Origin of the sequence: Paraburkholderia sp., from assembly GCF_036488795.1 — a bacterium.
GTDB lineage: Bacteria > Pseudomonadota > Gammaproteobacteria > Burkholderiales > Burkholderiaceae > Paraburkholderia.
The window spans coordinates 17437-31584 of the sequence record NZ_DASXHA010000131.1; the positions used below are offsets into that span (position 1 = coordinate 17437).

The window sequence follows — 14148 nt, forward strand, 5'->3', positions numbered from 1 at the left end:
CTCACTGCAAGGCTTCGATCAGACGGGGTTCGTCACTGAGCGGGCGGTCCACATCGGGGCTGACGCGGTACCACTTGAATCTGCCGGCCGCCACGCCGGCATGACGCGCCAGATGCTCCAGTTCGGGCGTGCCGAGCGCCGGGTCGAGCCAGCGGCGCGCTGCTTCGGGCGCGAACACCAGCGGTCTGCGATCGTGCACGTCGATCAGGCCGGCGTCGGCGGTGGCCGTGACGATCACCAGTCCCATGCCTTCGGTTTGCGGCTCGGTGCCGCGCACGTTGGATAGCGCGGCCAGGTACATCGGCTCGTCGCGCTTCAGGCGCACGAAGTAAGGCTGTCTGAAGGGTTGCGGCTCTACGGCGTCTGGCGGGTCGGCGTCATCCGGTGCGTCGTTGCTGATCTGCTCCAGCCTTTCCAGGCGCCATTCGAACCAGCCGTCCACCGGCACCAGTACCCGTCCTGTTTTCCACAAGTCCTTGAAATAGCGTCCGCGGGCCGCGTTTTCCGCGCGCGCGTTAATGGTCTGCGGCAGATTCTGCGCGCGTGCCCAGTCGGGGCAGTAGCCCCAGTGGATCGCACGCAGCGTTTCGTCGGGATAGATGGCCAGTGGATGCGTGCCCGGCGCCAGGTTATAGCCGGGGCGCCGGTCGGCGGCGTCGAACAGCATGAAGGGATTCGCGAGGCCCAGATGTTCGGCGTAGCGAGCCGGTTCGCGGTACTGACTGATTCGACCACACATGAGCGCTCCCGTCGTGGATGGCGCAACGGCTTGCCGATGGCTGCAGCGTAGTGCATCACGCCGCGCCTTGCCACCGGGCCGTGCCCCAAGGCGCGCACGACGCTAGATTTCGATCACCTTGTCCCAGGCGAACTGCGGATTTTCCAGTTCACGGGTGCGCCGGTCGAGATAGCCGCGCGGATTGCACACCACGCGCGTGCCATTCACCGTGTAGTCGAACGCCGTATGCGTATGGCCGTGTATCCACAGCGCGACCGGCGATCGTACAAGATCCGGGAGATGATTGACGAAGCCGCCGGATGCGAGATCTTCCGCATAGCGCGCGGCGAGGCTCAGCCGATGCGGCGCGTGATGGGTGACGACGATGGTCTTGCCGGCAAACGGCTTGGCCAGCTCGCCTGTGAGCCATGCGCGCGCCTTCGCATGGAGGGCGAGGGAGTCGGCGGGCGTGAAGTCGCGTGCGGAGCTTGCGTCTTGCGGCCACATCACCTGGATCAGCCCGCGGAAGTCGAGCATCACGCGCCGCGCTGCCGCGATCGATTCCTCGCGCGCCTCGCCGCTGTCGCCGTAGAGCGCGAAGTCGGTCCACAAGGTGGTGCCGAGCACGCGCCACTCACCCGCCGGATCGACCAGCGCGGCATTGTTCAGCAGGTGCACGTTGTCCACCGACGCCGCCGCGTCATGCATGGCGGCCTCCAGCGCGCCGAATTCGCCGTCGTAATACTCGTGATTGCCCGGCACGTAGACCACCGGGGTTGCGCCGTCGAAGGTCTCAGCCGCCCAGCGCGGACCGGCCGCGTGATTGTGGATATCGCCGGCGAGCACGATCAGATCGGCTTGCGCGTGCGGAATCACCTCGGGCTCGTCGGCTTCCAGATGCAGGTCGGACAGGACACGAATCTTCACGAACACAACTCCTGCGTGCGGCTCATGCGTCTAGCGTAGCACCTTGCCGGGATTCATCAGGTTGAGCGGATCGAATGCATGCTTGAGCGCCCGCATCATCTGCACCTCGACGTTTGACTTGTAGTGCATGGCTTCGTCGATCTTCAACTGGCCAAGGCCGTGCTCCGCGCTGATGCTGCCGCGATGGCGGTGCACGCTGTCGTAGACGATCCGGTTGATGGGGCTCTGATATTGCGCAAGGAATGCTCTGGCATCCACGCCTTCAGGCGCCTGCACGTTGTAATGCAGATTGCCGTCGCCCAGGTGCCCGAACGTGACCATGCGCGCGCCCGGTACGTATTGCGCGATGGCGGCATCCGTCTCCTGGATGAAGTGGCCGATGCGTGAAATCGGCACTGCAATGTCATGCTTGATGTTCAGACCTTCTTCGGCCTGCGCGAGCGGAATGTGTTCGCGCAGATCCCAGAAGGCGCGCGACTGGGTGAGGTTTTCCGCCACAACCGCATCTTCCACCAGACCTTCTTCGAGCGCGGTTTCCATGAGCCGTTCGAACAAGGCGCGTGCGTGCTGTTCACTTTCGCTGTCAGACAGTTCAAGCAGCACGACTTGCGCATGCGGTTCGGCGAACGGGTAGCGCATCTGCGCAAAGTGCAGTCCTACCAGACGCAGGCAGAAATCCGACATCAGTTCGAAGCCGGTCAGAAGTGGCCCCGCGAAGCGTTGCGTGAGCGTCAGGAAATCGAGCGCGGCGTGAGGCGAGGCCAGCGCGGCGAGCGCCGTGACGCGCGCGGCAGGCTGCGGATGCAGCTTCAGCACGGCTGCGGTGATGATGCCCAATGTGCCTTCCGCGCCGATAAACAGATCGCGCAGGTCGTAACCGGTATTGTCCTTGCGCAACCCGCGCAGGCCGTCCCACAACTCGCCTTGCGGCGTCACCACTTCGAGGCCGAGACACAGTTCACGGGTGTTGCCATAGCGCAGCACGCCGGTGCCGCCGGCGTTGGTGGCGAGGTTGCCGCCAATCGTGCAGCTGCCTTCCGCTGCGAGACTCAGCGGGAACAGCCGGCCGGCTTCGGCCGCGCGGGATTGCACGTCGGCGAGGATGACGCCGGCTTCGACGGTGATGGTGTTGTTGTGCGGATCGATATCGCGTACGCGGTTCAGGCGGCGCAGACTCAGCACGGCTTGCGTGCCGCTCGCGTCCGGCGTGGCGCCTCCTGCCAGACCGGTGTTGCCGCCCTGCGGCACGAGCGCAACGCGGTATTCGACGGCGAGTTTCACCAGCGCTGCCACGTCCTCGGGGGTCGACGGACACAGCACCGCACAAGCGGCGCCGGTGTAGCGGCGGCGCCAGTCGGTGAGGTAGGGGGCGGTGTCGTGTGGATCGGTCAGGACATGCGCCGCGCCGATGGCGACGCGGCAGGCGGCGAGAAAGGGGGTGGCGGATGCTTGCGTCATGAAGGTCGATCAATCAGATTGGGTTGCGGCGTTCCGCCTTGCGCGCTTCGCCGCCTGTTTGAACGGGGCGACGTAGGCGAGCGCGCATGCGAAGAACACCAGCGCGAGCAGGGTTTCGAGCCAGGCGAGCTGCGCGGACAGGCCGTGCTCGCTCATGCCGCGCACGATACCTTCCGCGAAATACAGCAGGATCAGCATCGATGCCCATTGCAGCGTATATAGCCTGTGGCGCAGCACGCCGGGCAGCGCCAGCAGGAGTGGCAGCGCCTTCAGCACGAGCGCGCTGCCGCCCGGCCGCAGCGGCGCGAGCCACCATTCCCACGCGGCTGAAAGCAGAATGAGCGCGGCTAGCGTGGCTGATGCGCCGCAGGCCGCGAGGCGGCGCGGCGACGGCGGTAGCGGCGGTGATACGGCTGTGGGTGGGGGCGCCGAAGGCGCGGTCGAAGGCGACGGCGCGGTCGAAGGCGACGGCGTGGTCGAAGTCGACGGCGTGGTCGAAGTCGCGATCGAAGTCGAAGGCGAAGTCGAAGGCGTGGCCGAAGCCGCGGTCGCAGTCAGAGCCGAGGCCGAGGCCGCACCCGCACCCGCGGGCGAAGCCGTGGCGTCGCCGGAAGTCACACTGGCCTCGGCGGCCGCTGATGCCGTCGACACACGCGGCGACGATGCCGTCTCGGGTCGGTTCACGGACGCTCGCTCATGGCTGCGGCCGTCCGCGCAACGCGCACGCCAAGCGCGACGGCGAGCGTTTTTTCGTCGGCGGAGATGCCGTGGTCAGCAGAGTCGGCTCTCGCAAAGTGCGATGCGCCATAGGGCGTGCCGCCGGTTTGCGTGGTAGTCAGGGTGCTTTCGGTGTACGGGATGCCGACAATCAGCATGCCGTGATGCAGGAGCGGCAGCATCATTGACAGCAGAGTGGATTCCTGGCCACCGTGCAGACTGCCGGTCGACGTGAACACGCACGCCGGCTTGCCGGCGAGCGCCCCGGACAGCCATTGCGGCGTGGTGCCGTCGAGAAAGTATTTGAGCGCCGCGGCCATATTGCCGAAACGGGTGGGCGAGCCGAGCGCGAGGCCGGCGCATTCTTCGAGATCGCGCAACTCGACGTAGGGCGGACCTTCTGCAGGGATGTCCGGCTGGGTCGCCTCGCAGACCGTCGAGACGGGCGGTACGGTGCGCACGCGCGCCTGCATGCCCGGGACGCTGTCGACGCCGTGTGCGATCGCCAGCGCGAGCTCGCGCGTAGCGCCGTAACGGCTGTAGTAGAGCACGAGGATGTCTTTCATAGGCCTTTTTGGTGAACGGGTATTATAGGGGCTGGGTCCACAGCACAGGCGGCTCGCGGGCATTCGGCGCGCGGTGCGGCAGGTTCACGAAGGCGAAGGAGGTGGGGTTTGTTGTCCAGAGTGCGTTTCGATCTCGACTCGCTTAAACGCCTCGCGCAATTCGCCGCGCAGCGCAGCGGCGAAGATCGCATTCCGCAGGTGGCCGGCAGTCTCACGTTCACCACGATGCTTTCGCTCGTGCCGCTGGCAACCGTCGCATTCGCGCTGTTTACCGCCTTTCCTATCTTCGGTTCGTTTCAGATGTCGCTGCAGGCCTTCCTCGCCGATCATCTGATGCCCACCCAGTTCAACGACCAGATTTTCAAATATCTCAACCAGTTCGCCTCTAAGGCCAAAGGCCTGACGACGATGGGGATGATCGTCCTGTTCCTCACTTCGGTGATGACCATGATGACGGTCGAGTCGGCCTTCAACGTCATCTGGCGTGTACGCAAGCCGCGGCCGTTCGCGCAGCGCGTACTGGTGTACTGGGCCATCATCACGCTCGGGCCGATTCTGATCGGTTTCAGCCTTTCGCTGACCTCCTATCTGTTCACTCGCTCGATGGAGTTCAGCGCCGCCCAGCGCATCACCCCCGTGATCGACTGGGCGCTGACCGGCGCTGCGCTGCCGCTTACGGCGCTCGCTTTCACCATGCTTTACGTCTACCTGCCGAATTGCCGCGTGGAGTGGCGCGACGCGGTGGTGGGCGGGCTGGGTGCCGCGATTGCCTTCGAGCTGGCCAAACGCGGCTTCGGTTACTACGTCCGCCGCATTCCGACTTACACCGCCGTGTACGGCGCGTTTGCCACCGTGCCGATGTTTCTGCTGTGGATGTACCTGAGCTGGTTCATCACCCTGGCTGGCGCGATGGTGGCCTCGGCGTTGCCGGCCATCCGCATCGGCCAGTTTCACCGGCCGCGCTTTGCCGGAAGCGACCTGTTCGACGCACTCGAACTGCTGGCGCGGCTCTGCGAGGCACGTGAAGCCGGCAAGCGCGGCTATACGCTGCAAGACCTGGCACGCATGCTACGCCGCGATATGGACACCACCACCCATCTTCTCGACAAGCTGGAGGAGATCGAATGGATTGTGCGTCTGCAGGAAGACGGGACGCGTCCGTGTTTTCTGCTGCTCGCCAATCCGAACCAGGTGACGGTGGCGCGCCTCTTCGAGCTGTTCGTCATCGATCACGCGGAACTCGAATATCAGTTGAATCTGGATTCGACCCGCGTGGACGGCGCAACACTCCTCGCCGCGCTCGAGAACGAGAAGATGAGCGTCTCGCTTGCGTCGTTGCTCGCCCTGCGGGCTTCGGTTCGCGCGGCGCGCGCGGCCGAAGCCGAAGGGCGCAGCGCTTCGATGCCTCATCAGACGGCGTGAGCCGACGCGGCTGTCCGAATGGCGGGTGTCAGGCGCTGCAGCTGTGGCGCACGGCTGATGTGCGCAGGCTAGAGCGAAATCTTGCCCGTGCAGACGTCCTTGAACATTACCCAGTCGCCCATCAGGCTGTAGATGGGGTGCCGGAACGTGGCGGGGCGGTTCTTCTCGAAGAAGAAGTGGCCGATCCACGCGCACCCGTAGCCGCTCACGAGCGCGGCCGGCAGCCATAACCAGTCGCCGGTGGCGAGCGCCATGGCCAGGCAGCCGATGACACCGAGCGAGCCCACAAAATGCAGCCGTCGCGACACCAGGTTGCGGTGCTCTTCGAGGTAAAACGGATAAAACTCCGCGAAACTCGCGAAGTGATGGGTATGCGCGGTTTGAGCCATCATGGCCTCCGTTACGCTGCCTTGACACTTTTTGTGCCCGCCGCACCTTTGCTGACTGACTGCACGCGATGTCTGTGCAGCGGTACGCCGGCTTCCCCCTTCAACAACCCTCGCTGCACCCGTTGATTCACGCGGGTGCGGGCTTGAAACCATTGTGCGGCTATCGACGACGCCGCGCAACCTGGCCATTCGGCCGATGGCGCGGCGCCCGCAACGGCGTTATCGTTGACCTTACTGGACGGGCACAGCGTGCGAGGCAAAGCTGAAGAGTGCATCGAGGGTTGCGTCCGGTTGCTCGCTCATCAGCGCATGGCCGGCATCGAGGGTGACCGTGTCGACCGGCACGCTGGCTTGCGCCAGCGCTTTGACAAGTGCCTGCGCGGCGCGCGGTGGGGTCATCACGTCGCGCCGCCCGACGATCAGCCGCACCGGACAGCGTACCTGGGCGGCGCGAGTGAGGCCGTCTGCGTACTGGTTGCAGGCGCTGAACTCGAGATGGAACAGGTTCGGCTCGCCGGCGGCAGAGACACGCTCCATCAGGCGCTGGTTCATGCCGTGCAGCCAGAAGCCGGGAGCTGGGCAGGAGGGCTTGGCGGCGAGCGTCGAATGCGACCATTGATTGACCATGTCGATTGCCTCCGGCTCACGCTTGAGCGCAGCGTCGAGCAGGGCGTCGGATACGGTCATCGGCACGGCGGTGGCCACTAGCGCCAGGCCGGTCGCGCGCTGCGGGTAGCGCGCCGCGAAGTCGAGCGCGATCAGCGAGCCCATGCTGTGGCCGATCAGGCAGGCTCGCGTCACGCCCGCGGCGTCGAGGAGCGCCGCCAGCCAGTCGGCCAGCGCGGCAACGCTGGTGAGCGCCGGTCCGGCGCTGCGGCGATGCCCGGGCAGATCGACCGCCAGCACGCCGAAGCCGTGATGCGCGAAGTAGCGGGTTTGCAGCGCCCACACGCTATGGTCGTGCTCGGCGCCGTGGATAAACACGGCAGTGGGCAATTGCGGGTCGAAGGGTTTGCCGCCGGTGTAGGCGTAGGCGGGTGTGCCGCGAACGTCGAAGATCATGCGGACTCCTTGCGCGAGCCGCCAGTCGCATTCTGCGTGACCTTCTGCGCCGCCTTGAGCGCGCGTTTGAGGTCGTCGATCAGATCGTCAGGGTCTTCGAGGCCAATCGAAAGGCGAATCGTGCCCTCCGCAATGCCGGCTGCGGCGAGCGCCGCTGGGTCCATGCGGAAATGCGTCGTGGAGGCGGGATGAATGACGAGCGAGCGCGCGTCGCCGACGTTCGCAAGGTGCGAGAACAACGCCAGCGCCTCGATGAAGCTGCGTCCGGCTGCGCGATCGCCCCGCAGGTTGAAGCTGAACACGGCGCCCGCGCCGCGTGGCAACAGGCGTCTGGCCAGCGCATGGTCAGGATGCGACGGCAGTTCGGGATAGGCGACCGATTCGACCGCCGCGTGCGCCGCGAGAAATTCGACTACCTTGCGGGTGTTCGCGACGTGGCGCTCCATGCGCAGCGGCAGCGTTTCGATGCCCTGCAGCAGTTGCCACGCAGCCTGCGGGTGCAGACACGCGCCGAAGTCGCGCAGGCCCTCGCGGCGGGCGCGCAGCAGAAACGGCGCGACGCTGCTTTCCTCGGCGAACACCATGCCATGGAAGCCCTCGTACGGCTCGGTGAATTCGGGGAATCGGCCGGAGGCCTCGAAATCGAAGGTGCCGCCGTCAACCAGTACGCCGCCGATGGTCGTGCCGTGGCCGCCGAGGAATTTGGTCGCCGAGTGATAGATGAAGTCGGCGCCGTGCTCGAATGGCTTGAGCAGGTACGGCGTCGTGAAGGTGGAATCGACCAGCAGCGGTACACGGTGGCCGTGGGCGATGTCGGCAACGGCGGCAATATCGAGTACATCCAGTCCTGGATTGCCGAGCGTCTCGCCGAACAGCAGCCGGGTGTTGGGGCGCAGCGCGGCGCGCCAGCCGGCCAGATCGCCCGGTTTGACGAAGCTGGTTTCAATGCCGAAGCGGCGCAGCGTATAGCTCAGCAGATTGTGCGAGCCGCCGTACAACGCGCTCGAGGCGACGATATGCGAGCCCGCGCCCATCAGCGTCGCGATCGCCAGATGCAGCGCGGCCTGACCGCTCGCCGTGCCGATCGCGCCGGCGCCGTTCTCCAGCGCCGCGACGCGCTCCTCGAAGACGGCCACGGTCGGATTGGAGATCCGCGAATACACGTGGCCGGCGCGTTCCATATTGAACAGCGCGGCGGCGTGGTCGGTGTCGCGGAATGTGAAGGAGGTGGTCTGGTAGATCGGCGTGGCGCGCGCGCCGGTGGTGGGGTCGGGCGCGGCACCGGCATGCAGCGCAAGCGTGTCGAAACGGTTGGCGGACATCCTGGGCGGCGAAGCCACGGGCGGCTCCGCGAAGGGTGAAAGTGGGGGCCATCGTATCACCGGGGCTATCGGCGACAAGTCCGGTTTTCCCGGTGCGGCGTGCTGCCGCGCCTGCGCAGCGCTGGTTGGCAGCCCGCTTTCCTTTTACGGACCTTTCCGCTAGGATCGAAAGACAGTCATGTATTAACGGCCGGAGACAATCATGCGAGTCAGCGACATTCTCAAGGTGAAGGGCAACACCCTTTTCACCGTCACCCCGGACACGCCGCTGAGCGATGCAGTGGACGCCATGGCGGACCACGACATTGGCTCGCTGGTCGTCATGGAATACGGCGATCTGGTCGGCATGCTGACCTTCCGCGAAATCATCCTGACACTGAGCAAGCACAATGGCAGCGTCGGTACGGCCACCATCCGCAAGGTCATGGACGACCACCCGCTCACCTGCACGCCGGAAACGGATGTGAACGAGGTGCGCCGCATGATGCTGGAGCATCACGTGCGCTATCTGCCGGTCATGGAAAGCCGCGCGCTCATGGGCGTCATCTCGTTCTACGACGTCGCAAAGGCAGTCGTCGAAGAGCAAGGGTTCGAAAACCGCATGCTCAAGGCCTACATTCGCGATTGGCCGGAAGAGCAGGAGCCGCAGCAGGCGCGCTGAGCCGGCGAGTGCACGAGTGTGCGTCCGGAGCTTTGACCGGGCCGGCGCGCTTTCACAGCCGGCGCCGCGCAAACTGGCCGCAGCGCCTGCGCTCGCCATCTTGCTGCCACATTCGGCTGCTATAAGCCTGAGCTATTGATCGAAGGCGTGCGCGAAAGCGTGCGCCTTTTTTTCGTCCTTACGGTGCAGGACTCAGCTTTCTTGCCCATAGCCCCAGCTACATGAGCGATCGTCCGTTACCCGCCGCCCGGCGCGCTGCCCACAGTGGCGACCCCCATGAGTCCCAGTTCCGCTTGCTGGGCGAGCGCCGTTTCGCGCCGTTTTTCTGGACGCAGTTCCTCGGTGCGATGAACGACAACGTGTTCAAGATCGGTTTTACTTCGCTTGTCACCTATCAGACAGCGCGGTTTTCCGGCGTCGACGCGAAGACCGCCGCGTTCCTCATTTCGGCTATTTTCATTCTGCCGTTCGTGCTGTTTTCCGCCACCTCCGGCCAGATTGCGGATAAATACGACAAGGCGATGCTCACGCGCTTTGTGAAGACGTTCGAGATCGGCGTGATGCTGATCGGCGGGGCGGGCTTCCTGATGCATAGCGCGCCCCTGCTGTATCTATGCACGTTTCTGATGGGCGTCCACTCAACACTGTTTGGACCCGTCAAGTATTCGTACCTGCCGCAGCACCTGGGAAAGAGCGAACTGGTGGGCGGTAACGGCATGGTTGAAATGGGCACGTTCGTCGCGATTCTGCTCGGCACGATCATCGGCGGAGAAGCGGCGGGTTTCGTTCAGCATGGCGCGGTGGTGCTGGCTTGCGCCTGCGTCGCGATCGCGCTGGTGGGGCGCACCATTTCCGCGTTCGTGCCGCCTACGCCGGCGCCGCAGCCGGACCTGAAGATCAACTGGAATCCGGTCAGCGAAACCTGGCGCAATCTGAAGATTGCGCGCGAGAATCGCACGGTGTTCCTGAGCCTGTTGGGCATTTCGTGGCTGTGGTTTGTCGGGGCCATCTTTCTGTCGTCGTTTTTCACCTTCGCAAAAGACGTGCTGTCGGCGAATCCGGATGTCGTGACGGTCCTGCTCGGCACGTTTTCGATTGGTATCGGCCTCGGTTCGCTGCTGTGCGAGCGCCTGTCGAAGCGGCGCGTCGAAATTGGGCTGGTGCCGCTCGGCTCGATCGGCATGAGTGTGTTCGGTATCGATCTGTTCTTCGCCAGTCACGCGCTGCCTTCGCCGGGACATCTGTTGAGCGTAGGCGAATTTCTCACGGTGTCCGCGCACTGGCGCGTGCTGGCCGACCTGTTCCTGCTGGCCATGTTCGGCGGCTTCTACAGCGTGCCGCTCTACGCGCTGATCCAGAGCCGTAGCCAGCCGAGCCACCGGGCGCGCATCATCGCCGCGAACAACATTCTGAATTCGCTGTTCATGATCGTCTCGTCGCTGATGGCCATTGCGCTCACCTCGGCGGGCGTCAGCATTCCGGGTATTTTTCTCGTCACCGCGCTGCTCAATATCGTGGTGGCCGCGTACATCTACTCGCTGGTGCCGGAGTTCTTGCTGCGCTTTATCGCGTGGGTGCTGGTGCATACCTTCTACCGGATCCGCCTCGTGCATGCCGAGCGCATTCCGGAAGAGGGCGCCGCCGTGCTGGTGTGCAATCACGTGAGCTACGTGGATGCCATCGTCGTGATGGCCGAAAGCCCGCGGCCGATTCGCTTCGTGATGGACCATCGAATCTTCAGGTCGCCGTTCGCCGGTTGGGTGTTCCGCCATGCAAAGGCCATTCCGATCGCGCCAGCGCATGAAGACCCGCAGATGCTCAAGCGGGCTTACGAAACCTGTGCGCAGGCGCTGGCCCAAGGCGATCTGGTCTGTATCTTTCCGGAAGGCAAGCTGACCAGAACGGGCGACGTGAATCCTTTCCGGCACGGTGTGACCGAGATCATCCGCCGCACGCCGGCGCCGGTCGTGCCCATGGCCTTGCGTGGACTGTGGGGCAGCGTGTTCTCGCGCGCGACCGACGCGCGCTGGCCGCGGCCGGTGCAAAAGGGCGTGATGAGCCGGCTCACGCTGGCGGTCGGCGAGCCGCTCGATCCGGCGTCGGTCACGCCGGAAGCGCTGCAGGAGATCGTCACACAGTTGCGCGGCGCGCGGAAATAGCGTCTGGGGACCCCTGTGTCGCACCGCGCCACGTCTTGGCCGATCGGCCAACGTCCGTGCGGCGCGGCCCTCGTCGGCGGGCGCGCTGGCATAATAGTGCTTTCCCCGCATCTCTTTGGACGACGCTCATGTCCGGCAATACGCTTGGTACGCTTTTCACTGTCACGACCTTTGGCGAATCGCACGGTCCCGCTATCGGCTGTGTGATCGATGGCTGCCCGCCGGGTATGGCACTCGTCGAAGAAGACATTCAGTTCGAACTCGACCGCCGCAAACCGGGCACGTCGCGGCACGTCACGCAGCGCAAGGAAGAGGACAAGGTCGAGATTCTGTCGGGCGTGTTCGAGGGGGTGACCACCGGCGCGCCGATCGCGCTGTTGATCCGAAACACCGACCAGCGCAGCAAGGACTACGGCAATATCGCCGACACCTTCCGTCCCGGGCACGCCGACTACACCTACTGGCAGAAATACGGCGTTCGCGACTATCGGGGCGGCGGGCGTTCGTCCGCGCGTCTGACCGCGCCTACCGTCGCGGCGGGCGCGGTGGCGAAGAAATGGCTGCGCGAACGTTGCGGCACCGAGATTCGCGCCTATATGGCGGCACTCGGTGAGATCGACGTGCCGTTTGTCGACTGGTCGCACGTGCGCGAAAACCCGTTCTTCGCACCGAACGCGGACATCGTGCCGCAGCTTGAAGCGTATATGGACGCGCTGCGCAAAGACGGCGACTCCATCGGCGCGCGCATCAATGTGGTCGCCTCGGGCGTGCCGGTCGGTCTCGGCGAGCCGCTGTTCGACCGCATCGACGCCGATATCGCCCACGCCATGATGGGCATCAACGCGGTGAAGGGCGTCGAGATCGGCGCGGGCTTCGCCAGCATCGCGCAACGCGGCTCGGTGCACGGCGACGAGCTGACGCCGGAGGGCTTCGTCGGCAATCACGCGGGCGGCGTGCTCGGCGGCATTTCGACGGGGCAGGACATCACCGTGTCTATCGCCATCAAGCCCACCTCCAGCATTCGCACACCGCGCCGTTCAATCGACAAGGCCGGTCAGCCGGTCGTCGTCGAAACGTTCGGACGTCATGATCCGTGCGTCGGCATTCGCGCTACGCCGATCGCCGAGGCCATGCTGGCGCTGGTGCTGATCGACCATGCGCTGCGTCATCGCGCGCAATGCGGCGACGTGACGGTCGCGACGCCGAAAATCGCGGCCAGCGCGCCGTAACGAGCATCGCCGCGGTTTCAGGCCGGAACGCTTCAATGATCGACTCCTACACACCGCCGGCCGGTGACGCGGTGGCGCAGTTACGCGCCCGCGTCGCCATGCCGGACGCCGGCGCCGCCGACTGGCTCGCATTCGGGCAAACCGCGTGGCGAGCGGCGGAGCGCAATCGCGAGCGCCGGCGTGAAGCCCTCGGCGCGTTGGTGCGCGCGTATCAACTCGATCCTTCCTGCGATCCCGCGTTGCTGCATACCATCGCGCAAACCGCGTTCATCGTGCGCGACTGGGCTCTGGTCGATTCCGCTACGGCGCTTCTGCTTACCCACGACGCCGCCGATGCCAACGCGTTCATCTGGCGCGCGGCCGCCGTTCAGGCAGCCGACAACTTCGACGAAGCCGAGCACCTGTTGCGTGAGGCCGTACGTATCGTGCCGGGCAATCCAGTGGCACTCCACAAGTTGGCGTTGTGCGTGAAGGAGCAGGGCCGCTTTGCCGAAGCAGAAGCACTGCTACGGCGCGTGCTCGAACTGTCGCCGAACAGTGCCCATGCGCTGTTCGATCTGTCGGAGTTGGAGATACGCGCCGGCCGCTATGCCGATGGCTGGCCACATTACGATTCGCGTATCGCGTTTGGCGACGACCTGAACGACGCGCACCGCGCGCTCGGTGAAATCAGCGCGTACTGGCAGGGTGAATCGCTGACGGGCAAAACACTGGTCGTCTACGGCGAGCAGGGCAATGGCGACTGCCTGTGGGCAGCGCGCTTTCTGCCGGCGCTGGCCGGGCGCGCGCGGCGCGAAGGTGGGCGGGTGATCTTCGGCCACGACGGACCGCTGCGGCATCTGTTCGAACGGATGCTGCCGCCTGACATTGCGCTCGAAACCAGCCTTGAAACGCGGCCCGATTTTCATTGCGGCTTGATGAGTTTGCCGCTGCGGCTCGGCGTGACCGATCCGGCCGGCTGGGGCGGCGCCTATCTGAGCGCCGATCCGGCGCGTGCCGCGGTATGGCGCGGGCGCGTCGAACAGATGGCAGGACGGACGCTCAAGGTGGGGCTCGTCTGGAACGGCAACCCGCAGCACATTCGCGACGCACGCCGTTCAGTGCCGGTCGAACAATTCGAAGCCCTGCTGGGCATCCCGGGCGTGACGTACTTCGCGCTTTCGCCCGGGCGCGCCGCAACGGTCGAGCCATGGCGCGCGCGCGGCATCGTGATCGTCGATCCCACCGGGCAATTCGAAGCCGGTTTCGACGATGTCGCCGCAGTGCTCGCAAATCTCGACCTGGTGGTGACCATCGATAGCGGTCCGGCGCATCTTGCTGGCGCGCTCGGCGTGCCGACCTGTCTGATGATCGATCACGTGTCGGCTTGGTTTTGGGGTGGTGAGACGCAGCGCACGCCTTGGTATGACTCGGTCGAACTGTTCCGTCAGCCGGCAATCGGCGCGTGGGCGCCTGTGCTGGCAAAGGTGCGCGAGCGGTTGCAGAAATTCGCGGCGCGCTAAGTGCATCTGAAGCTAA

General features: G+C 65.2%; 13 protein-coding genes. 5 read left to right on the forward strand and 8 right to left on the reverse strand.

Annotated elements, in window-relative coordinates:
- Position 1: 1 nt before the first annotated feature.
- The 5 genes from VGH41_RS19125 to wrbA all read right to left on the reverse strand — a co-directional run bounded on the left by VGH41_RS19125 (position 2) and on the right by wrbA (position 4386).
- The gene (locus VGH41_RS19125) at positions 2-739 is read right to left on the reverse strand and encodes an SOS response-associated peptidase (protein WP_331599100.1); all 738 of its coding nucleotides are present in this window, start codon (positions 737-739) and stop codon (positions 2-4) included.
- 102 nt (positions 740-841) lie between these two features.
- Positions 842-1645 (reverse strand): metallophosphoesterase, encoded by an 804-nt coding sequence (locus tag VGH41_RS19130; protein WP_331599101.1) that lies wholly within the window; start codon positions 1643-1645, stop codon positions 842-844.
- A 30-nt stretch (positions 1646-1675) separates the two neighbouring features.
- Complete coding sequence (locus VGH41_RS19135; RefSeq protein WP_331599102.1) at positions 1676-3103, reverse strand: FAD-binding oxidoreductase; 1428 nt, start codon at positions 3101-3103, stop codon at positions 1676-1678.
- Positions 3104-3112: 9 nt separating this feature from the next.
- Complete coding sequence (locus VGH41_RS19140) at positions 3113-3610, reverse strand: DUF2069 domain-containing protein (protein WP_414696684.1); 498 nt, start codon at positions 3608-3610, stop codon at positions 3113-3115.
- 173 nt (positions 3611-3783) lie between these two features.
- Positions 3784-4386 carry an NAD(P)H:quinone oxidoreductase gene (gene wrbA / locus VGH41_RS19145; RefSeq protein ID WP_331599103.1) on the reverse strand — a complete coding sequence of 201 codons (603 nt, stop codon included), beginning with the start codon at positions 4384-4386 and terminating at the stop codon, positions 3784-3786.
- 108 nt (positions 4387-4494) lie between these two features.
- Here wrbA and VGH41_RS19150 point away from each other — a divergent pair, with 108 nt between their 5' ends.
- Positions 4495-5808 (forward strand): YihY family inner membrane protein, encoded by a 1314-nt coding sequence (locus tag VGH41_RS19150; protein WP_331599104.1) that lies wholly within the window; start codon positions 4495-4497, stop codon positions 5806-5808.
- Between the two features lie 68 nt (positions 5809-5876).
- On the opposite strand, the gene VGH41_RS19155 is transcribed toward VGH41_RS19150, so the two are convergent.
- The 3 genes from VGH41_RS19155 to VGH41_RS19165 form a co-directional block, all read right to left on the reverse strand.
- Positions 5877-6197 carry an Mpo1-like protein gene (locus VGH41_RS19155; protein WP_331599123.1) on the reverse strand — a complete coding sequence of 107 codons (321 nt, stop codon included), beginning with the start codon at positions 6195-6197 and terminating at the stop codon, positions 5877-5879.
- 231 nt (positions 6198-6428) lie between these two features.
- Positions 6429-7259, reverse strand: a complete 831-nt coding sequence (locus tag VGH41_RS19160; RefSeq protein ID WP_331599105.1) for an alpha/beta hydrolase — start codon at positions 7257-7259, stop codon at positions 6429-6431.
- The gene (locus VGH41_RS19165; protein WP_331599124.1) at positions 7256-8581 is read right to left on the reverse strand and encodes an O-acetylhomoserine aminocarboxypropyltransferase; all 1326 of its coding nucleotides are present in this window, start codon (positions 8579-8581) and stop codon (positions 7256-7258) included. Before VGH41_RS19165 ends, VGH41_RS19160 begins: the two co-directional genes overlap by 4 nt.
- Before the next feature lie 202 nt (positions 8582-8783).
- On the opposite strand from VGH41_RS19165, the gene VGH41_RS19170 reads away from it, so the two are divergent.
- The 4 genes from VGH41_RS19170 (at position 8784) to VGH41_RS19185 (ending at position 14132) form a co-directional block, all read left to right on the forward strand.
- Complete coding sequence (locus VGH41_RS19170) at positions 8784-9242, forward strand: CBS domain-containing protein (RefSeq protein ID WP_331599106.1); 459 nt, start codon at positions 8784-8786, stop codon at positions 9240-9242.
- Positions 9243-9463: 221 nt separating this feature from the next.
- Positions 9464-11401, forward strand: coding sequence for an MFS transporter (locus VGH41_RS19175; protein ID WP_331599107.1), 1938 nt, complete (start codon positions 9464-9466; stop codon positions 11399-11401).
- 128 nt (positions 11402-11529) lie between these two features.
- A complete protein-coding gene (gene aroC, locus VGH41_RS19180; protein WP_331599108.1) occupies positions 11530-12630 on the forward strand; it encodes a chorismate synthase in 1101 nt (366 codons plus the stop codon).
- A 35-nt stretch (positions 12631-12665) separates the two neighbouring features.
- On the forward strand, positions 12666-14132 hold the full coding sequence (locus VGH41_RS19185) for a tetratricopeptide repeat protein (protein ID WP_331599109.1): 1467 nt from the start codon (positions 12666-12668) through the stop codon (positions 14130-14132).
- The last annotated feature ends 16 nt before the right edge of the window (positions 14133-14148 follow it).

Excerpts from the sequence above, each read along its gene's own strand:
- VGH41_RS19125 (WP_331599100.1), bottom strand. The coding sequence starts at position 739 with ATGTGTGGTCGAATCAGTCAGTACCGCGAACCGGCTCGCTACGCCGAA.
- VGH41_RS19135 (WP_331599102.1), bottom strand. The coding sequence starts at position 3,103 with ATGACGCAAGCATCCGCCACCCCCTTTCTCGCCGCCTGCCGCGTCGCC.
- wrbA (WP_331599103.1), bottom strand. The coding sequence starts at position 4,386 with ATGAAAGACATCCTCGTGCTCTACTACAGCCGTTACGGCGCTACGCGC.
- VGH41_RS19155 (WP_331599123.1), bottom strand. The coding sequence starts at position 6,197 with ATGGCTCAAACCGCGCATACCCATCACTTCGCGAGTTTCGCGGAGTTT.
- VGH41_RS19160 (WP_331599105.1), bottom strand. The coding sequence starts at position 7,259 with ATGATCTTCGACGTTCGCGGCACACCCGCCTACGCCTACACCGGCGGC.
- VGH41_RS19165 (WP_331599124.1), bottom strand. The coding sequence starts at position 8,581 with ATGTCCGCCAACCGTTTCGACACGCTTGCGCTGCATGCCGGTGCCGCG.
- VGH41_RS19170 (WP_331599106.1), top strand. The coding sequence starts at position 8,784 with ATGCGAGTCAGCGACATTCTCAAGGTGAAGGGCAACACCCTTTTCACC.
- VGH41_RS19175 (WP_331599107.1), top strand. The coding sequence starts at position 9,464 with ATGAGCGATCGTCCGTTACCCGCCGCCCGGCGCGCTGCCCACAGTGGC.
- aroC (WP_331599108.1), top strand. The coding sequence starts at position 11,530 with ATGTCCGGCAATACGCTTGGTACGCTTTTCACTGTCACGACCTTTGGC.
- VGH41_RS19185 (WP_331599109.1), top strand. The coding sequence starts at position 12,666 with ATGATCGACTCCTACACACCGCCGGCCGGTGACGCGGTGGCGCAGTTA.